This is a genomic window from Kordiimonas sediminis, from assembly GCF_014656395.1.
Lineage (GTDB): Bacteria > Pseudomonadota > Alphaproteobacteria > Sphingomonadales > Kordiimonadaceae > Kordiimonas_A > Kordiimonas_A sediminis.
In genome coordinates this window covers 806,039-824,304 of the sequence record NZ_BNCI01000002.1, presented here as the reverse complement: position 1 = coordinate 824,304, position 18,266 = coordinate 806,039, and the positions used below count along the sequence as shown (strand labels likewise).

Below are 18,266 nucleotides of genomic sequence, written 5' to 3'. Positions count from 1 at the left end.
AAGCTCCGAGGATGGACCTCAGAGCTTTGATGAGTATTCTACAGTGGTTTAGATACTATGCAGCAATGGCATTTTCGATGGCTAGAAGTGCTTCCGTGGCTTTGGCGCCGTCTGGACCACCAGCTTGCGCCATATCCGGGCGACCACCACCACCTTTGCCGCCAACAGCCTCTGCACCGACGCGAACAAGGTCTACTGCATTAACGGTATCCTTCAGGTCATCGGTTACGCCGACCAGCAGGCCTGCTTTACCGTCATTCACCGCGATCAGTGCCACCACACCTGAACCTATGGTCTTTTTCGCATCATCGGCAATCCCGCGCAAATCTTTGGGACTTACACCATCCAGGACCTGTCCGATGAATTTTATGCCATTGATTTCCTTGATCGCAGGGCCGCTGGAAGTGCTGCCTCCCATGGCTGCCTTTTTGCGGGCATCTGTTAACTCACGCTCCAGAGTTTTGCGTTCTTGCAACAAAGCACTCAAGCGTTCCTGAATATCTTCAGGCTTAGTTTTAAGCGTAGATGCCGCCTCTTTCAGTAAATCTTGTTGCTGCAGAAGATGATCATGTGCAGCGGCACCAGTAAGGGCTTCTACCCTGCGTACGCCTGCAGATACGGCACTTTCAGAAACGATAGTGAAGAGACCGATCTCTCCTAGTTGAGAAACATGCGTTCCACCGCATAGTTCAACGGAATACCCGCTTTTCTTTGAACCTGTGTCGCCCCCCATGGAGACAACACGAACCTCATCGCCGTATTTTTCTCCAAACAAAGCCATAGCACCAGCGTCAATAGCATCATCATAAGTCAAAAGGCGTGTTGAAACCTCACCATTTTGTCGAACGAGCGCATTTACCTCACGTTCAATGATTTTTAGTTCTTCCGCGGAAATTGCCTTTGGGTGTGATACATCAAAACGGAGTCTGTCAGGTGCAACCAAAGACCCTTTTTGTGTAATATGCTCGCCTAGATTTCGGCGCATTACCTCATGAAGGACATGGGTTGCCGAGTGATTAGCACGTAATTTTTGACGCCGGTCTGCGTTAATTTTCAAATCAACCGCATCCCCAACTTTTACTTGCCCTTCGGTAATAGTTGACCGGTGTACATGAAGACTGCCGACCATTTTCAAGGTATCCTGAACAGCCACGTGACTATTTTGTGTGGATATCGTGCCCGTATCACCCATTTGGCCACCAGATTCACCATAAAACGGGGTTTGATTGGTCACGATTAATACATCATCCCCTTTTGATGCGACGTCAACACGCTTGCCGTCTTTTACTAGCGCGTTAATAACCCCTTCAGATTGACCTGATGCATACCCAAGGAAATCAGTTGCACCGAATTCATCTTCGATATCAAACCATACTTTTTCTGTAGCTGTATCACCAGAGCCAGACCAGGCTGCACGTGCCTTGGCACGCTGTTCTTCCATCGATTGATTGAAGCCGGCAACGTCCACTGACATGTTTTTGTCACGCAGGGCATCCTGGGTTAAGTCAAGCGGGAAGCCGTACGTGTCATAGAGCTTAAAGGCAACATCACCAGGAAGCGTATCTCCTGAAAGGTTACTTACTTCATCATCAAGTAACCGCAGCCCTTTATCGAGCATCTGCCTGAAGCGGCTTTCTTCTAACCTGAAAGTTTCTTCAATCAGTTTCTGCGCTCTTGGCAATTCAGGAAACGCCTGACCCATCTCAGAAATAAGTGTTGGTGTAAGCTTGTCCATGACCAGATCTTTAGCGCCGAGAAGATGCGCATGACGCATTGCACGGCGCATGATACGGCGCACCACATAGCCACGGCCTTCATTAGACGGTAAAACTCCATCCGCAATCAGAAAGCTGCAAGCCCGCAAATGGTCAGCAATGACACGGTGTGAAGCGCGTGTTGCTTCTGTTTCTGCTGCGCCAGTCACCTCAACGGACGCCGCAATAATACGCTTGAAGGTGTCGATTTCGTAGTTATCGTGTGTCCCCTGCAACACTGCGGCAATACGTTCGAGCCCCATACCTGTGTCGATACTAGGTTTTGGTAAGTCGATACGTTCCCCACCTGCCAATTGCTCATATTGCATGAAGACCAAATTCCAGATTTCTACAAACCTGTCTCCGTCTTCTTCAGGGGAGCCAGGAGGGCCACCCCAAATATGATCGCCATGATCGTAGAAAATTTCAGAACATGGGCCGCAAGGGCCTGTGTCACCCATGGACCAGAAGTTATCGTTGGTCGCAATGCGAATGATACGGTCATCAGAAAAGCCAGCGATCTTTTTCCAAAAATCAAAGGCAACATCATCTTCATGATAGACGGTTACCGTTAGCTTATCTGGGTTTATACCAAAATCACCTGTGATCAGGTTCCATGCATGCGAAATAGCTTCTTCTTTAAAATAATCGCCGAAAGAGAAGTTCCCCAGCATTTCAAAGAATGTATGGTGCCGCGCAGTATAGCCAACATTATCCAGATCATTATGCTTACCACCAGCACGCACACACTTCTGTGAAGATGTTGCACGCGTGTAATCACGTGTCTCTGTACCTGTAAACAGGTTTTTAAACGGCACCATTCCGGCATTTACAAACATCAATGTTGGGTCATTGTCTGGAACCAATGGGGAAGACGACACAATTTCGTGTCCATTTTTCCCGAAATAGTCCAAAAACGCCTTACGGATATCATTAGCCCCTTGCATGGGATTACCCTCAATCTAAATTAAACTTATGTCTGAACGCATTATACATACGCAATTTTACGTTCTTGTACTCGGCCATATGGTTTCTGTCCAGTAGCAGCACAGTATTCAGGATAGAAAACAGAAAAAGGACGACACGTGTCGTCCTTTTGCATCATTAGTAACTAAATATCTGCGACTATTTATTGTTATTCTTCTTCAACAGTAGGGTCTGTCAGCATCGCATCCTTCACCAAGCCTGCATTCTGACGAATTGCTGTTTCAATCTGGTTTGCGATATCACTGTTTTCCAGAAGGAACCGTTTTGCATTTTCGCGACCCTGGCCTATACGCTGGCTGGAATAACTGTACCAGGAGCCTGATTTCTCGACCACATTGGCCTTAACACCCAAATCAAGTATCTCTCCTGTCTTTGAAACACCCTCCCCATACATGATGTCAAACTCTACCTGCTTGAAGGGAGGTGCAACTTTGTTTTTAACAACTTTGACCCGTGTTGTGTTTCCAACAATATCATCTTTATCTTTAATCTGACCAACGCGGCGGATATCAAGGCGGACCGATGCATAAAACTTCAAGGCATTACCGCCAGTCGTTGTCTCCGGGCTGCCATACATAACACCAATTTTCATCCGAATCTGGTTGATGAAAATCACAATTGTATTGGACTTGCTAATAGAGGCGGTCAGTTTACGCAGTGCTTGGCTCATCAAGCGAGCCTGAAGGCCAACATGACTATCCCCCATTTCGCCTTCCAGTTCGGCGCGCGGTGTAAGTGCGGCAACACTGTCTACGACCAAAATATCAACAGCACCGGAGCGAACAAGCGTGTCTGCAATTTCAAGTGCCTGTTCACCCGTGTCAGGCTGACTGATCAGCAGTTCGTTGACGTCAACGCCAACTTTTCTGGCATATACCGGATCAAGAGCATGTTCGGCATCAACAAAGGCAGCAATTCCCCCTGCCTTTTGACATTCAGCAACAGCATGCAGTGCAAGCGTTGTCTTACCGGAGCTTTCAGGACCATAAATTTCAATGATCCGCCCCTTTGGGAACCCACCAATACCAAGAGCAATATCCAAATTAAGGGAACCAGTTGAAACTGCCTCGATCTCGATAGTGTTTTCACGTTGGCCCAGTTTCATTACTGATCCTTTGCCAAACGCCCTGTCGATTTGTCCCAAAGCCGCTTCCAGCGCCTTACTCTTATCCATAGATGATCCTTTAACCAATTGTAATTCTGGCATTGCCATAGTCAGCCTCCCTTATTCCATAGGCGTTCATTGGTTTCAATGAATCATTTGTATCACATTTGTTCTTTTTATCAAGGGCAAATGTTCTTTTTATGTTCTTTGCCAAGGAAACATTAAAAGTTGTCAGAAATTGGGAAGGCTCAGGAGCGTTCTTCCAGTATGTTTTTAACAGTTTCTGCCAGGTCTTTCAGTGAGAACGGCTTTGGCAGGAAATGAAATTCTTCTGCTTCCAGATTATCTCTCAAAAGATCTTCTGCGTAACCTGAGATAAAAATCACCGGTAGATTTGGGTTCAGTTTTCGAGCCTCTGTCACAAGAGTGGGACCATCCATATTGGGCATGACCACGTCAGAAATCAGAAGATCAACTTTTGTATCGTCGGACTGGAGTATCTCTAACCCCTTCTCGCCCGAAGCTGCTTCATGAACGGTATATCCTTTGTTCGTTAAAGCGCGGGCCGCAAACATCCGGACAGGATCTTCATCTTCGACAAGAAGGATAGCGCCTTTTCCGCTTAGATCCATCGGAACTGATATTTCCTGATGGTCAGTAGAAGCCTCTATCACATCCTGTGCTTCGTGCGCTTTAAGCAAGATCATAAACGTCGTACCTTGGCCGACCTTGGATTCGACGAATACATACCCTCCAGTTTGTTTTACAATACCGTATACTGTTGAAAGACCCAATCCGGTCCCCTGCCCGACTTCTTTTGTAGTAAAGAAGGGTTCAAAAATTTTCGCGAGATTATCCGGATCAATGCCGTGTCCTGTATCGATAACTTCGATCATGATATATTGTGAGGGGTCCAGGGCCTCATACTTGGAAAGGATAGGACTATCATACTGTACAAGTGATGTCCGTATCTCGAGCTTACCGCCTTCTGGCATTGCATCTCTGGCGTTGACTGCCAGATTAATGATCACCTGATCCAACTGCCCCTGATCGACTTTGACCGGAAGTAAGTCACGGCCATGTGTGACTTTGAGTTCTATGGTTTCCCCGATGAGGCGTCTCAGTAGGTTAGACAACTCTGCTATGACATCTGTTACCATCAACACTTTTGGCCGCAGTGTTTGTTGCCTTGAAAACGCCAATAACTGACGTACCAAATTAGCAGCACGGTTTGCATTTTGCTTGATCTGAATAAGGTCAGAGAAGGATTGATCCCCTGCGTCATGCCGAACGAGCAACAAATCACAAAAGCCGATAATTGCTGTCAGTAGATTATTAAAATCATGTGCTACACCACCTGCCAACTGTCCTACTGCCTGCATTTTCTGGGCCTGAACAAACTGGCGCTCCAGGCTTTTCTCCTGAGTTTTATCGGTTAGATACATAACGGTGCTAAAAACATCGTTCAGGAGCACAGACGAAAAATCGACACGGCCTTGTCGTTCAGGCTGGCAATTATACCGGATATCAACCGGTGGAATGTCCACGTTCCCTTCTTGCACATTTTTAATGGCATCTTCTACCAGGCTTCTATCGTCAGGGTGGATAACATTTAAGATGCTATCTCCAATAGCAATCTCACGTCCTGCAGGGTGCTGCCCTAACGCGAGATTAAATTCTTTCACTTTCATATCATCTGTTAAGACAGCGGTACTGATTGGCGAGGCATCAGCAAGTGGTCCCATGATATTCTCAGCGGTGACAATGCCAGGCACCAAAGTAGGCTTGCTCTGAGGCTTAGTGAACAAGCGGTATTGGCCAGCATTTTCACTAGTTCCACGGGTCATTACAGGAAACTGTGTTACTTCGGCTTCTACGCGCTGGCCGCGAGCAGTCATCAGCGATCTGGTTTCTTCGTCATAGCGGATTGACTGCGGATACACACCTTCTGCATGTTCCTTGCCTAGCCATTTGAGGATAACAGAATTCGCGAACAGGATTTTCCCGTTTTTGTCTTCTAGAACGAAGCCAACATCTAATTGTTTTAAAAGGGGGGCTGCCCAGTCTCTGGCTAGCTCAATTTCACGCTTCAAGCGTCCTGCTTCATCATTAATACTGACATTCCATAGAATAAAATCACCTGTTCGGCGCCCCGTGATTCTAAAGCTTTGCTCGGTATCACCTTGAAAAGGAAACTCTTTTTCACCTTCTCCTTTTCGCCGAACCTCGGAGATTAGTTCAGACAAATCCTTTGCAGATTGTTCGTCAGGGATAAGGTCCACAAGGCCTGCACGCATTCGACTTGGGCGAAGTTTGGTAAATGCCTCGTTTGCTTCCACACGCGCACCACTTAGATCAGAGATCATAGTCGCCCGTCTGTTCATAGACATGAGAGAGCCAATGAGCACACGGTCAGACAGTTGTGCTTGCCCTGTTGGCATATCAAATTGCCTGAGCGATATAAACAGCCCGGCAGCTGTCAGCAATAGCGCGCCACTAAACCATGCAATACCGGCTGACCCACTAACATAGTATAATGACAATATACCGCCACCTATGGCAACAAGCACGCCGCCAAGGGCAAGTGTTAAAAGCCGAAGGCCCGCTATGTTAACTTCTTTTTCCATTAACGCCATGTTGGCTTTAGGTAGACGACTATCCATGAGGCCCCTCTTAATCCTGCCGGTGTGCAATAAAAACTACCGCGAGCACCAATGAAAACGCAAGGACTAAAGAGGGTTACGGTCGTGTATTGAGAGAAGTCGAAAAATAACAGCCGGCAGATTCAGTAAATCAGCGAAGTCCAGCGCGCTTAAGTTTCATCACATAACCAATGACTTCGGCGACTGCCTTATAATGATCCGGCGGAATCTCATCATCCACTTCTACCGTAGCGTATAGCGCTCTGGCCAGAGGCGGGTTCTCCACAATAGTAATTTTATGTTCTTCAGCGACTTCCCGGATTTTCAGGGCAACCGTATCTACGCCTTTGGCTACGACTTTGGGGACTTCCATCTCTAAATGCTTATACTGTACTGCAATCGCGTAGTGTGTTGGGTTTGTGATCACCACATCTGCCTCAGGAACAGCCGCCATCATACGCTGTCTTGAACGCTCACTTCTAATTTGCCGCAGACGCGCTTTGACCATAGGGTCACCATCTGTTTGTTTATATTCGTCCTTAATTTCCTGTTTCGACATCCTCAGTTGTTTATGATGCTGGAACTTTTGGTAAGAAAAGTCGATCGCTGCAATAACTGTCATGACCGCAAGAACACCACCGAATAACTGGATGGCAATCGTTAAAATGATTTCAAGCACATCGGTAAGGGGCACCATCATCATAGTGTCCAGCATATCGCGCTGCGGCCAGACAATAGCAAATAGCACGGCCAGAACAGTGATAAGTTTCGCAATGATTTTAGCACCTTCAACGAGTGTCCGCGTTGAGAAAAGCCGTTTTAAACCGCCGAGAGGAGAGATTTTATTCATCTTCGGCTTCATTTTTTCAAAGGTAAAAACTGCCGGATGCTGAATTCTGTTACCTAGTATTCCACCAACAACAAAGGCGGCAAATGGTATCATCATCACAATGAAAATCTGCCAAACAAGTATTTGCATGGGGTTTTCTATACTTGTGTCTTCGACGCTCATATCATGAATATTGGCTAAAAAACCACCAAGTGGCACAGCAATCGATTCCGCAATATAGGAACCGGAAGACGCCAATAGTATCGTAGCAACAAGCAGCATGGCCCAGGTTTTGAATTCCTGGCTGGTGGGCACCTGCCCCTTATCCAAAGCTTCCTGCAACTTTTTGGGCGTGGGCTCTTCTGTTTTCTGAGAGTCGTCTTCGTCTGCCATGTCTGCCCCCTACCCCAGCATCTGCAAGAAATATTGCTCAAAGTGATCAAGAAAAACCATCATCATACTTGATACCACGACCATAAATAGCGCAAAGCCCAAAAAGATATTCACGGGCATACCAATGAAAAATACCTGAAACTGTGGCATCATACGTGCGACAAGTCCTAATCCAAGATTATAGACCAGAGAGTACACAATGAAGGGCGCAGCCAGCATAATACCAAGCGTGAAGGATGTTGCTACATAGTGCTGGGCGATCCCTGCAAAATCCGCAAACGGAATAGATTCTGTGATCGGGAATATATAGTAACTGTTGACCATACCCATGATCATTAGATGATGGATGTTCGTCACCATAATAAGGGTTACAGCCATTAGAGTCATAAGCGTTGATATGATGGCGCTTTGTGTACCCTGGTTTGGGTCAAATGCCTGCGCTGCGGCAAGGCCAGACTGAAAGGCAAGTACTGTGCCCGCGGTATGTACAGCGGTCATGATCAAACGTGCCATAAGCGCAATCATAATTCCAAGTGCAATTTCACGACCAATCAGTGCGGCAAGTTCAACCGACCCCGCAGGCATTTCTGGTAATGACTGTCGCACAGATGAATAGACAACAAGGGAAAGAAGAAATCCGAAACTGACACGAATACGGCGCGGAACGGACTGCTCACCCAGTGCAGGAAGGAGCATAACAATCGCAGCCATGCGACAGGTAACAAGAAGAAAGGCAAAAGCTTCAGACGGTAAAATTGAACTCAGCAAGGCCTATCCCCCTGCCACAATACGTTCCATCAGACGCAACATAAGGCCATTCATAATACTCCCCATAAAGGGTAAGAACAGAAGTAGGCCGGCAAAAACGGCGATGATTTTCGGAACAAATGTCAGGGTCATTTCCTGAATTTGAGTCAAAGCCTGAAAAAATGCGATAATAAGACCGACAAACAGAGCAACACCCAGCACCGGCCCTGACATTAACAGAAGGGCGTAAATAGCTTCTTTTGCGACATCTAGGACGTCTGGTCCTGTCATAGAATTTCTGCCTGTTTTGGTAGTAGCGCTATCCTAGATTGGCATTTTCAGGATGTCATTATAAGCAGATATTACTTTATCACGAACGGCAACTACCGTTTGAACAGTCAGCTCAGCATTTGAGACTGCGGTCACGACATCAACCATATCAGCTTGGTTCACGAGGGACTTCGCACTGGTAACTTCCATATTTGCAGAAGACGCCTTAATGTCACTGACAGCGTCTGACACCATATCTGCGAATTGTGAAGACAAACCGTCCGCACCACCGTCCCGGCCAGATACGCCGTTTCCTGTCAGGTTTTTGCTGGCCTGACCATATGCATTAACAGCATCTAATTGCTTGATATCCATCTCTTAATTCTCCTAGCGCAGAAGATCCAGAGTCATTGTAGCCATTTTTCTGCTGCCTTCCAAGGCATTTAGATTAGATTGATACGATCTTTGTGCTTGACGCATATCCATCATCTCTACAAGGCCGTTCACATTTGACTTAAAAATATACCCGTCTTCGTCCGCTGCGGGATGGCCTGGGTCATATTTTCTGCTGAAATCACTTTGATCAAAAGCAGTCTTCCCGGGCGATACCAGCTCTACCCCCATGACATCATCCAGCTCAGACTGAAATGTTGCTACCTTTCTGCGGTATGGGTCAACACCAGGGGCCACGGAAACACTGTCCTGGTTCGCTAGGTTTTCTGAAATAATACGCATGCGGACAGACTGTGAGTGAAGTCCACTTGCTGAAACCATCATTGCTTTTTGCAAATCCATCGTTCTTCTCCTTATGTCAGCGCGTTACGCCTGACCGCCCTTACCAATTGCAATTTTCATAAGACCCAGATTCTTTTTGTAGAGGTTAACAGCTAACCCATACTGCATCTGGTTGTCGGCAAGTTTGATCATTTCGTTCTCTAGAACAACGGCGTTACCGTCTTTATTCTCTTCATATTCAGCAACATCCCGTGTGGAAAGTTCCTGCTGGCCTTGTTGGGCGCCCAGATGTGCAGGGTGTGTTGCCTTCATGACAAATGGCTTAACACCGCTTGCACGACGTGACTTACCTTCAAGGGACTGGATAAGAGAAGAGAAATCCTGCTTTTCAGCTTCCTGTGCATGATAGCCAGGAGTGTCAGCATTCGCGACGTTCTGTGAAATCAACGCCTGATTCTTAGAAAGATAGGACATCCGCTGTTTCAGTGCAGACATTAGAGGAATTGAATTCAAATCCATTTTTTCGCCTTTCCCAAGTCGACAATCCGACTTCCACTTACATTTTTAAAGCTACAGCCCATTTTATAACCCGGCATTTATTGCCTTCTTTTTGGGGGCTTAATCTTACTCTTGCAAAAATGATGCAAGTTCAGTTCAATGGGGCATGGAAAGTGATAAAAAATCAGAGATTATGTCAAAAGCTGCCTTGGCAGTTAAGAAAGAGGAAGATGCCCGGGCACCTAAAATTACTGCCAAGGGCAAGGGCTATAATGCTGTAAAAATTCTCGATCTTGCTTTTGAACACGGTGTTAAAGTCAGACAGGACGCAGAGTTAACATCAATCCTGAAAGAACTGGACGTCGATAGTCCAGTCCCTCTAGAGGCTCTTGATGCTGTGTCCATTATCCTGCAAAAAGTATATGAAGCCAATGCAAGTCTGAAAGCAAAAAAAGACAATGAAGAAATTGAATAGTAAGGAATTATTTCAATATGTTAATTGAATTTCTTGGCGCATTGACTGCCTTGATCTTTGTATTAGGTCTGATTTTCATAATCACATGGGCCGTCAAAAAGTTCGGGCTGCTTCCAGGCTCCTATCAGATTAAAAAAGAGCACAGAGAAATAGAGATATTGGACAGCAAAATGATTGACGCCCGGTCGCGTGTTCTAGTGGTGCGCTGGCGCGATAAAGACTATTTGGTTGGTAACAGCCCGTCTGGATTATCGTTGCTTGATTCTGTTGACGCCCCCTCCATGACCGTGCATGACTTGTCTGAGAGTGAGCAAAAGGGCAGCCCATCAAATGACTAAAACAATGTTACTTAAAATGCTTCCAAGCAAGAAAGAACGCTGCTTATTTCTACTGGGACTTTTGCCCGCGGCAATAATTGCCTGCACATTTATTTATGCTCCTGAGGCAGCTGCACAGTCACTAACGCTGGATTTGGGCGAAAGTGGAAGCCTGACTGGAAGAGTAGTGCAGATGCTGCTACTGCTCACGGTGCTGTCACTGGCACCCAGTATTTTAGTAATGATGACAAGTTTTACGCGCATCATTGTTGTTTTATCTTTGCTCCGCTCTGCACTGGGTACACAGCAGACACCGCCAAACATCGTTCTTATCTCACTGGCGTTGTTTTTGACGGGATACGTCATGTCCCCTACTTTGACTGCGGTTTGGGATACGGGTATTCAGCCCCTGATCAATGAAGAAATAGATGAGCAGCAGGCCTATGATCGCTCAATAGTTCCAATGCGTGCCTTCATGATGTCTCAGGTTCGGGAAAAAGACCTTGAGCTTTTTCAGACGCTGCGAGAGGCACCGGTCGAAGAATCTCTGGATGAAATTCCGTTAACGTCACTTATACCTGCGTTCATGATCAGTGAACTGCGTCGGGCATTCGAGATTGGGTTTCTATTGTATGTGCCATTTCTTGTTTTGGACATGGTGATCGCTTCAGTTTTGATGTCCATGGGTATGATGATGTTACCACCTGTTATGATCGCCCTGCCCTTTAAATTGATTTTTTTCGTACTGGTTGACGGCTGGAATCTAGTGGCAGGTTCTCTGGTTCAAAGTTTTGGAACATCCCCGCCGCCAGGCATCAGTTAAAGTCATTGTTCGACGTTACGGTCACGCTAGTAAGGGGACGTGACGATACCGATTTGTGGTGCTTCAAGGCTGCCCAAATATAATTTATCGCCGACCTGCTCAACGCTAGTGACCATATAGACTTTCTCGCCCTTGGGGTCATGCAGTGTTGTAAGAACTTTACCGTCCCTGTCTAGGCCAACCACCGTACCTTGCCGGATGGCTCCTGGGCGCAGGAAAGCAGGTAATTTTGCCAAAAGTGAACGAATAAATGGCTTTTCACCGAGACTATCCACAAGCGGGTTTGGCGGTGAGGCAATAGCGACCCAAAAGACATCTTTTTCGTTGGCTGAAATACCGTCAGGATAGCCAGGAAGGCCGTCTATAAATATTTCTGACGTACCTGCCTTATCCCCTGTTAGCCAATAACGGGTAACACGATATTTCCATGTCTCATTGACAAGAACAAAACTGTCATCACTTGAAACTGCTATTCCGTTGGCGAAATACAGATCATCTAAAAGAACTGTCGTTTTCTCTGTTTTGGGGTCGTATGATAACAAACGTCCATGTGGCCTACCTTCAAGAAGGTCTAGCGCATAGTCGGGCTGATTATAAACATCACTGGCGTCTGAGAAATAAATGACGCCGTCAGAAGCTATATCGAGGTCATCAGTAAAGGCAAAAGGTACGCCGTTCGCTTCAGTGGTAAGAACAGTTATCTCGCCCGCCGGATTAATAGAAAGAAGGCCCTTCCAGGCATCCGCGACGATCAGGTTATTTTCCCGGTCGAAATGCAAACCAAGTGGCCGGCCACCCGTGTCAGCAAAAGTTTCTTGCTGGCCGTCAGACAGTATCCTGACTATTCTGCCGTCATGCAGGCCGCCGTATATACGACCCTGGCTATCCACGGCAACATCCTCCGGTCCGGTACCGGATTTAAGACTGATCACCTGTGCATTTCTAAGCTCTGTATTCTCTGCATACACACCAACATAGGAAGATGATTTGGCGCGTTCAGTTTTGACCGGATTGATCACTGAAGGTGACACCACAAGCACGAGCACAAGAAGAACTAATAAACCTGCTAAAACCTTTATAAATTTAAACATATAACCCCCATACAGATTTTGGTTAACAGTGCGGGGCAACTTATACAAAAAAGGGTGGCGAGACCACCCTTTGTTAGCTTAAAACTATGCTACAGTATGATAATTAAAAGATTTCTTCCTTCGTCTTCAAAAACTTCAGACTAGGGTAATCATCTTTTGCCCTATCGAGATGCCAGCTATTACGTGCCAGATAGACTGGTGCACCTGCATGGTCTACTGCCATCGATGCTCTATTGCTGTCACTGAATGCTTTTACTTCTCTCGGTTCACCTTCAACCCATTCAGCTGTCATCAGTGTAGTAGGTTCAAATCTACACGGAATTTGATATTCCGTCCTGATGCGATCAGACAAGACATCAAACTGCAATGGTCCAACCACCCCGACAACCCAGTCGCTACCCAGATTGGGCTTAAACACGCGTGCGGCACCCTCTTCTGCTAATTGCTCAAGCGCACGGCCCAGGTGTTTAGCTTTCATCGGATCATCTGCACGAACTTTTTGCAGGATTTCTGGCGCAAATGAAGGAACGCCCGTGAATCTCAATGTTTCACCTTCGGTCAGCGTATCGCCAATACGTAGATTACCGTGGTTTGGAATACCGATGATGTCGCCAGCAAAAGCTTCCTCGGCTATCTCCCTGTCCTGTGCCAGGAATAATTGCGCATTATGAACAGCCATTATCTTGCCACTGCGCACATGTTTAAGTTTTGCACCCTTCTTAAAGCGACCAGATACAATTCGAACAAAGGCAATCCGGTCCCTGTGTTTGGGGTCCATATTCGCCTGAATTTTAAAGACAAGTGCAGACATCTTTTCTTCATTAGGGGCAACCGAGCGCTCAAGCGCTTTGCCAACCCGCGGTTTTGGAGCGAACTGCCCAATACCCCTAAGAATTTCCTGTACACCGAAGTTATTGATAGCGGACCCAAAAAAGACCGGAGTCATGGTGCCTTCCAAATAGGCGTTCACATCAAATTCGGGGCAAAGGCCTCGCACCATATCTACATCTTCACGCAGTTTATTCAGTGCGTGATCAGGCAACAGTTCAGCTAGCTTGGGATCGTCTAGCCCTGAACATTTGATACCCTCCTTTATGGTGTCCCCTTTTGACCGGTCAAAAAGGTTAAGTTCATCCTTCAGCAAGTCATAACAACCAAGGAAATCACGCCCCATTCCGATTGGCCATGAAACGGGCGATACATCCAGTGCCAGTGTTTGTTCAATTTCATCAAGAAGGTCGAAAGGGTCCTTGGTTTCACGATCCATCTTGTTGACGAACGTTGTGATCGGCATATCGCGAAGACGACAGACTTCAAAGAGCTTGCGTGTTTGCGTCTCAATACCCTTGGCGGCATCAAGCACCATAATTGCACTGTCTACTGCAGATAACGTACGGTATGTGTCTTCAGAGAAGTCCTCGTGACCTGGCGTGTCAAGCAGATTGAATGTGCGGCCTTCATAATCAAAGGTCATGACTGAAGATGCAACGGAGATACCGCGCTCCTGCTCTACCTTCATCCAGTCAGATCTGGCACGGCGGCGTTCACCTTTCGCCTTGACCTCGCCAGCCATCTGAATAGCACCACCAAATAGAAGCAGTTTTTCAGTCAGGGTAGTCTTACCGGCATCAGGGTGCGAGATAATGGCGAATGTACGCCTACGATCAATCTCATTTTCAAAAGCCATTTGGCTTCCTCCAAAAGTAAAAAGGACGGCGATTTACGCTGTTAATGGGGCGCAACCTAGCTGTTTTAATGCAAAATGGAAGTAAAAAAGTAGAAACCGGACCCCAGGGGAGAAGTGGGTCCGGTTTCATTACATACCACCTTGGTGGTCACTTTTCTCATGCTCTGACAGGAAAGGGAGGGGGAGATGGGAAGAGTTCCAGTCAGAAATGTTGAGAAAAGGTATCTCTATTTAGCTGTAGCAGCCTTGATTTCCTCTGCGCCAGCAGCATAACGATCCTGTAGAACCGCAATGACCTTCTGGTTAGATTCAACAGCAAGATCAGCAACAACACGCGCATCTTTGACGCTTTTCTGCATGAAAGCCTGAGCAGTTTCAAACGACTTGTCAAAACCAAGCTCACTTGCTTTGCCGTTAAACATCTTTGTCGCATGTTCGTTTACTTCGGCGATATTCTCTTTCGCTAGCTCAACGTTTTTCTGCGTCAAAGACTTGGAACCTTCAAATGCCAGACGACCAGCTTCAGCAAGAGCTTCAACATTCTTTTTATGGAACTCGGTTACAGCTGACAGATCAAAAGCTGGGACTTTGAACATGTCGGAAAATGCTTCAAAACCAAATACAGGTGTTTCAGTTTTCGTAGCCATTATATTAGCCTTTCAAAATTCATTTATATTGTGCGCTGCACAACGTAGGGCTAATATATGTGCGCCGCACAATTTAGTCAAGATAAATTTTTGTGCGCTGCGGCATAATTGATTTATTCTGGGTTTGATCTTCACCTTCGGGGTCGCATAATGCTTTAAAGCCAGCAGCCATAAACGGTATCATTCTCTTGCATGCTGCCTGTAGGTCGGTAGATTTACACAGCCCTTTTGAATAATGGTCAATTCGACCAGTTTGTGCAAAGCTCAGTGTTAGTGCCCCGGAAAAGAAATGATAACACCAGTATAGATCTTCATCTTTTGCTTTTGGTAAGGCTCTTTTCCACGCCTCCAGATATGCCTTAAGAACAGGTTCAAAATATTTGGTCATGGCATCCCTGCCCCATTGTCCTGAATTATTGACATAGGCGACTAATCGTAAATAATTTCGCCAACCATCAGTCAGTGGCATATCTGGATCAAGAACCGGCCTGATTGATATTTCCATCAATGTTTCAATGTCCGGTCCTTGGGGCCCAGATTCTTCAATACATTTGTTAAGTACGTCCAAGCGTACTTTATTCATGAATTCTGCACGCCTAGTCAGGGCAGCATCAAACAGTCCTAGTTTGTTGCCAAAATGATAACTTGCGAGGGCTAGATCAACACCGGCCTCATCTGCAATTTGTCGCAATGTAACTCCGTCAAATCCATGATCTGCAAATAACTTTTCAGCAGCATCTAGTATTTTATCTTTGCGACGTCCCTTTGATATTGTTTTTTCCTGATACATTTCCTGCCTCAGTCCCCAATTTCGCAAGATTCAGTTTGAATGTATACAAATTATTTTTCAACAACCATTGAAATTTTCTTGATATTCAACGCCTGTTGAATTTATAGTGCTTTTCACTAAAGATAGTCTGTTTGGAGAGGCAGGCGTCTTATAGGGAGGATATAATATGAAATCATCTACTTTTTTAAAGTCAGCCCTGATGGCTGGCGTGGCGCTGCCACTTGGTATTGCGTCTGCTACCTCTGTATCAGCTCAAGAAGCTGCGGCCGATGCTCCAATTGGTCTTGAGGAAATAATGGTTACTGCGCGGAGACGCTCAGAATCTCTACAAGATGTTCCGATTGCTGTAACTGCCTTTTCCGGTTCCGATCTGGAAATGCAGGGTACAGCCGATATCACAGAACTTGCCCTGTCTGCACCTAGTGTCACACTGGAAGCATCGCGTGCGACTAACAGCACTCTGACAGCATTTATCCGCGGTGTTGGTCAGCAGGATCCACTTGCAGGTTTTGAGCAAGGTGTTGCGCTCTATGTTGACGATATTTACATGGCACGTCCGCAAGCTGCCCTGCTTGATGTTTATGACGTAGAACGCATCGAAGTACTACGTGGTCCACAGGGCACGCTTTATGGCCGAAATGCTGTTGGTGGTGCTATTAAATATGTAACGAAACGCCTGTCGGATGAGCCTGAACTTAAAGTCAAAGGCAATCTGGGTACTTACGAGCAGATTGATGCAATCGTTTCTGCATCTTATCCTGTATCAGATACGTTTCGTATTGGTGGTGCTGTAGCAAGCCTGAACCGCGGTGGTTTTGGTGAATATGTTACCAACGGTGACGAGCACTATAATAAATCTATTCTTGCCGGTCGTATCAGTGCTGAATTGATGCCATCTGATTCTTTATTCATTCGTTTGGCTGCAGACTATACAAAAGACAAATCTAATCCTAAGTCTGGTACGCGTGTTAATCCTGGTGCCGTAAGTGGTTTGCCAGTTCTGGATAGTGTCTTTGATACATATGCAGATGCACAAAACCATCCGTCAACAGCTGCCCTTGGTACAGACAATGACATTGAAGCGAAAGGTGTTAATGCTTCGATTGAATGGGAAGTTAACCCGTCTGTCACGCTGAAGTCTATCACGGCGTACCGTGAAGATTACTCAAAAGGTGTGATTGATTTTGACAGCCTGCCAATTGATGACATGGACACTCCTGGCATCTATGATAACGAACAGTTCAGCCAGGAATTCCAGCTTGCTTACACAGGCGACAAACTGACTGGTCTGATTGGCTTTTTCTATCTGGATGCCTCTGCATCAAACGAATTTGACGTGGTCCTTGGTCAACTCGGTCGCGTAGCATTCGGTTCTGAACTAGCAGCATACACATACGGTCTCATCGATACGAAGGCATGGTCTGTATTTGGTGATATGACGTACGAAGTCACAGAAAAACTGTCACTATCATTTGGTGGTCGTTATACAAACGACAAGCGCGATGCTGATGTTTTCCGTGAAAACTATCTTGGTCAGAATTCGCCTGCATTTGGCAGCCCGAACGCAATAGGCCTTGGCCCTTCATCTGACTTCGAAGCCAGCAAAACATTCAAGGACTTCTCACCAAGAGTGGTTCTGGACTACAAACTCAACGATGACGTAACCGTTTATGGTGGTTTCAGTCAGGGCTTCAAGGCAGGTAGCTTTGACCCACGCGGCGCCAACTTTATCGCGCCAGAGGTTGTGGATGGTTTTGATCCAGAAACATTGAACTCCTTCGAAGCAGGCTTGAAAGCTACATTCGCTGATGGTCGTATCCGTACAAATATTGCTGTATTCCACAGTAAATATAAGGATATGCAGATTCCAGGCTCTATTCCGGTCGATTCTGACGGCGACGGCACCAATGATGGTTTCGTAGGTTCAGTAACGAACGCAGGTAAAGCAACCATCAAAGGTATCGAGTTCGAAGGTGACTTCCTTCTGACAGAAAACCTGACGATGAGAGCTTCCATGAGTGCACTGGATGCCGAGATTGATGAATGGTTGGTTGAGGGTGTGAATATCGCTGATCAGCGTGAAATTCAGAACACACCGTCCTTCACATCCTACGTAGGCTTGAACTACGCAATGGATATCGAAAACGGTACTGTGAACTTCCTCGGTAACTGGTCTTACAAAAGCTCGATAGTGCAGTTTGAGACGCCGGTACCTGAAATCGATCAGGATGGGTACAGCCTGTTCAATGCAAGCATTGTATGGACGTCAGAAGACAACAAATACACAATTGGTCTGCACGGCAAGAATCTGTTTGATAAGCTTTACAAGACTTCCGGGTATAACTTCCCTACCCTTGGCCTTGAGAACAACATCACAGCTTTCTATGGCCCACCAAGAACTGTCACAGCCTCTTTCGGCGTGAAGTTCTAGTTCTAAACATATGATTGTGGGGGACTTCTGGTCCCTCACATTATT

17 protein-coding genes are annotated in these 18,266 nt (G+C 46.3%); 4 read left to right on the top strand and 13 right to left on the bottom strand.

The window, feature by feature from the left end; genetic code table 11:
- Nucleotides 1-55 precede the first annotated feature (55 nt).
- The 9 genes from alaS to flgB all read right to left on the bottom strand — a co-directional run bounded on the left by alaS (nucleotide 56) and on the right by flgB (nucleotide 9,981).
- Nucleotides 56-2,701, bottom strand: coding sequence for an alanine--tRNA ligase (gene alaS / locus IE181_RS11365; RefSeq protein ID WP_191253044.1), 2,646 nt, complete (start codon nucleotides 2,699-2,701; stop codon nucleotides 56-58).
- Nucleotides 2,702-2,889: 188 nt separating this feature from the next.
- Nucleotides 2,890-3,954 carry a recombinase RecA gene (recA, locus tag IE181_RS11360; protein ID WP_191253042.1) on the bottom strand — a complete coding sequence of 355 codons (1,065 nt, stop codon included), beginning with the start codon at nucleotides 3,952-3,954 and terminating at the stop codon, nucleotides 2,890-2,892.
- Nucleotides 3,955-4,094: 140 nt separating this feature from the next.
- Nucleotides 4,095-6,509 carry a PAS domain-containing hybrid sensor histidine kinase/response regulator family protein gene (locus IE181_RS11355; RefSeq protein ID WP_191253041.1) on the bottom strand — a complete coding sequence of 805 codons (2,415 nt, stop codon included), beginning with the start codon at nucleotides 6,507-6,509 and terminating at the stop codon, nucleotides 4,095-4,097.
- A gap of 130 nt (nucleotides 6,510-6,639) precedes the next feature.
- A complete protein-coding gene (gene flhB / locus IE181_RS11350) occupies nucleotides 6,640-7,710 on the bottom strand; it encodes a flagellar biosynthesis protein FlhB (RefSeq protein ID WP_191253039.1) in 1,071 nt (356 codons plus the stop codon).
- Nucleotides 7,711-7,719: 9 nt separating this feature from the next.
- The gene (fliR, locus tag IE181_RS11345; protein ID WP_191253037.1) at nucleotides 7,720-8,478 is read right to left on the bottom strand and encodes a flagellar biosynthetic protein FliR; all 759 of its coding nucleotides are present in this window, start codon (nucleotides 8,476-8,478) and stop codon (nucleotides 7,720-7,722) included.
- A 3-nt stretch (nucleotides 8,479-8,481) separates the two neighbouring features.
- The gene (gene fliQ / locus IE181_RS11340) at nucleotides 8,482-8,748 is read right to left on the bottom strand and encodes a flagellar biosynthesis protein FliQ (protein WP_191253035.1); all 267 of its coding nucleotides are present in this window, start codon (nucleotides 8,746-8,748) and stop codon (nucleotides 8,482-8,484) included.
- A 33-nt stretch (nucleotides 8,749-8,781) separates the two neighbouring features.
- Nucleotides 8,782-9,102 carry a flagellar hook-basal body complex protein FliE gene (gene fliE / locus IE181_RS11335; RefSeq protein ID WP_191253033.1) on the bottom strand — a complete coding sequence of 107 codons (321 nt, stop codon included), beginning with the start codon at nucleotides 9,100-9,102 and terminating at the stop codon, nucleotides 8,782-8,784.
- A gap of 12 nt (nucleotides 9,103-9,114) precedes the next feature.
- Nucleotides 9,115-9,522 (bottom strand): flagellar basal body rod protein FlgC, encoded by a 408-nt coding sequence (gene flgC, locus IE181_RS11330; RefSeq protein WP_191253031.1) that lies wholly within the window; start codon nucleotides 9,520-9,522, stop codon nucleotides 9,115-9,117.
- A gap of 24 nt (nucleotides 9,523-9,546) precedes the next feature.
- The gene (flgB, locus tag IE181_RS11325) at nucleotides 9,547-9,981 is read right to left on the bottom strand and encodes a flagellar basal body rod protein FlgB (RefSeq protein ID WP_191253029.1); all 435 of its coding nucleotides are present in this window, start codon (nucleotides 9,979-9,981) and stop codon (nucleotides 9,547-9,549) included.
- 145 nt (nucleotides 9,982-10,126) lie between these two features.
- Between flgB and IE181_RS11320 the strand changes: the two genes are divergently transcribed.
- The 3 genes from IE181_RS11320 to fliP are packed head-to-tail and all read left to right on the top strand — an operon-like array spanning nucleotide 10,127 to nucleotide 11,575.
- Nucleotides 10,127-10,435, top strand: coding sequence for an EscU/YscU/HrcU family type III secretion system export apparatus switch protein (locus IE181_RS11320; RefSeq protein ID WP_191253027.1), 309 nt, complete (start codon nucleotides 10,127-10,129; stop codon nucleotides 10,433-10,435).
- A gap of 17 nt (nucleotides 10,436-10,452) precedes the next feature.
- On the top strand, nucleotides 10,453-10,773 hold the full coding sequence (locus IE181_RS11315; RefSeq protein WP_191253025.1) for a FliO/MopB family protein: 321 nt from the start codon (nucleotides 10,453-10,455) through the stop codon (nucleotides 10,771-10,773).
- Entirely contained in the window at nucleotides 10,766-11,575 is an 810-nt protein-coding gene (gene fliP / locus IE181_RS11310) for a flagellar type III secretion system pore protein FliP (RefSeq protein WP_229819373.1), read from the top strand. Before IE181_RS11315 ends, fliP begins: the two co-directional genes overlap by 8 nt.
- A 26-nt stretch (nucleotides 11,576-11,601) precedes the next feature.
- On the opposite strand, the gene IE181_RS11305 is transcribed toward fliP, so the two are convergent.
- The 4 genes from IE181_RS11305 to IE181_RS11290 all read right to left on the bottom strand — a co-directional run bounded on the left by IE181_RS11305 (nucleotide 11,602) and on the right by IE181_RS11290 (nucleotide 15,790).
- On the bottom strand, nucleotides 11,602-12,666 hold the full coding sequence (locus tag IE181_RS11305) for an SMP-30/gluconolactonase/LRE family protein (protein WP_191253022.1): 1,065 nt from the start codon (nucleotides 12,664-12,666) through the stop codon (nucleotides 11,602-11,604).
- A 103-nt stretch (nucleotides 12,667-12,769) separates the two neighbouring features.
- Entirely contained in the window at nucleotides 12,770-14,353 is a 1,584-nt protein-coding gene (locus IE181_RS11300; RefSeq protein ID WP_191253020.1) for a peptide chain release factor 3, read from the bottom strand.
- 227 nt (nucleotides 14,354-14,580) lie between these two features.
- On the bottom strand, nucleotides 14,581-15,000 hold the full coding sequence (gene phaP / locus IE181_RS11295; protein ID WP_191253018.1) for a phasin family protein: 420 nt from the start codon (nucleotides 14,998-15,000) through the stop codon (nucleotides 14,581-14,583).
- Nucleotides 15,001-15,073: 73 nt separating this feature from the next.
- Nucleotides 15,074-15,790: a TetR/AcrR family transcriptional regulator gene (locus tag IE181_RS11290; protein WP_191253016.1), complete on the bottom strand. Its 717-nt coding sequence runs from the start codon at nucleotides 15,788-15,790 to the stop codon at nucleotides 15,074-15,076.
- A gap of 166 nt (nucleotides 15,791-15,956) precedes the next feature.
- On the opposite strand from IE181_RS11290, the gene IE181_RS11285 reads away from it, so the two are divergent.
- Nucleotides 15,957-18,221, top strand: coding sequence for a TonB-dependent receptor (locus tag IE181_RS11285; RefSeq protein WP_191253014.1), 2,265 nt, complete (start codon nucleotides 15,957-15,959; stop codon nucleotides 18,219-18,221).
- Nucleotides 18,222-18,266: the final 45 nt, after the last annotated feature.

What these genes read in the sequence shown, in the direction of transcription:
- IE181_RS11320 (WP_191253027.1), top strand. Translation starts at nt 10,127, where the DNA reads ATGGAAAGTGATAAAAAATCAGAGATTATGTCAAAAGCTGCCTTGGCA.
- flhB (WP_191253039.1), bottom strand. Translation starts at nt 7,710, where the DNA reads ATGGCAGACGAAGACGACTCTCAGAAAACAGAAGAGCCCACGCCCAAA.
- fliP (WP_229819373.1), top strand. Translation starts at nt 10,766, where the DNA reads ATGACTAAAACAATGTTACTTAAAATGCTTCCAAGCAAGAAAGAACGC.
- recA (WP_191253042.1), bottom strand. Translation starts at nt 3,954, where the DNA reads ATGGCAATGCCAGAATTACAATTGGTTAAAGGATCATCTATGGATAAG.
- IE181_RS11355 (WP_191253041.1), bottom strand. Translation starts at nt 6,509, where the DNA reads ATGGATAGTCGTCTACCTAAAGCCAACATGGCGTTAATGGAAAAAGAA.
- IE181_RS11300 (WP_191253020.1), bottom strand. Translation starts at nt 14,353, where the DNA reads ATGGCTTTTGAAAATGAGATTGATCGTAGGCGTACATTCGCCATTATC.
- IE181_RS11305 (WP_191253022.1), bottom strand. Translation starts at nt 12,666, where the DNA reads ATGTTTAAATTTATAAAGGTTTTAGCAGGTTTATTAGTTCTTCTTGTG.
- phaP (WP_191253018.1), bottom strand. Translation starts at nt 15,000, where the DNA reads ATGGCTACGAAAACTGAAACACCTGTATTTGGTTTTGAAGCATTTTCC.
- fliE (WP_191253033.1), bottom strand. Translation starts at nt 9,102, where the DNA reads ATGGATATCAAGCAATTAGATGCTGTTAATGCATATGGTCAGGCCAGC.
- alaS (WP_191253044.1), bottom strand. Translation starts at nt 2,701, where the DNA reads ATGCAAGGGGCTAATGATATCCGTAAGGCGTTTTTGGACTATTTCGGG.
- flgC (WP_191253031.1), bottom strand. Translation starts at nt 9,522, where the DNA reads ATGGATTTGCAAAAAGCAATGATGGTTTCAGCAAGTGGACTTCACTCA.
- IE181_RS11315 (WP_191253025.1), top strand. Translation starts at nt 10,453, where the DNA reads ATGTTAATTGAATTTCTTGGCGCATTGACTGCCTTGATCTTTGTATTA.
- IE181_RS11285 (WP_191253014.1), top strand. Translation starts at nt 15,957, where the DNA reads ATGAAATCATCTACTTTTTTAAAGTCAGCCCTGATGGCTGGCGTGGCG.
- flgB (WP_191253029.1), bottom strand. Translation starts at nt 9,981, where the DNA reads ATGGATTTGAATTCAATTCCTCTAATGTCTGCACTGAAACAGCGGATG.
- IE181_RS11290 (WP_191253016.1), bottom strand. Translation starts at nt 15,790, where the DNA reads ATGTATCAGGAAAAAACAATATCAAAGGGACGTCGCAAAGATAAAATA.
- fliQ (WP_191253035.1), bottom strand. Translation starts at nt 8,748, where the DNA reads ATGACAGGACCAGACGTCCTAGATGTCGCAAAAGAAGCTATTTACGCC.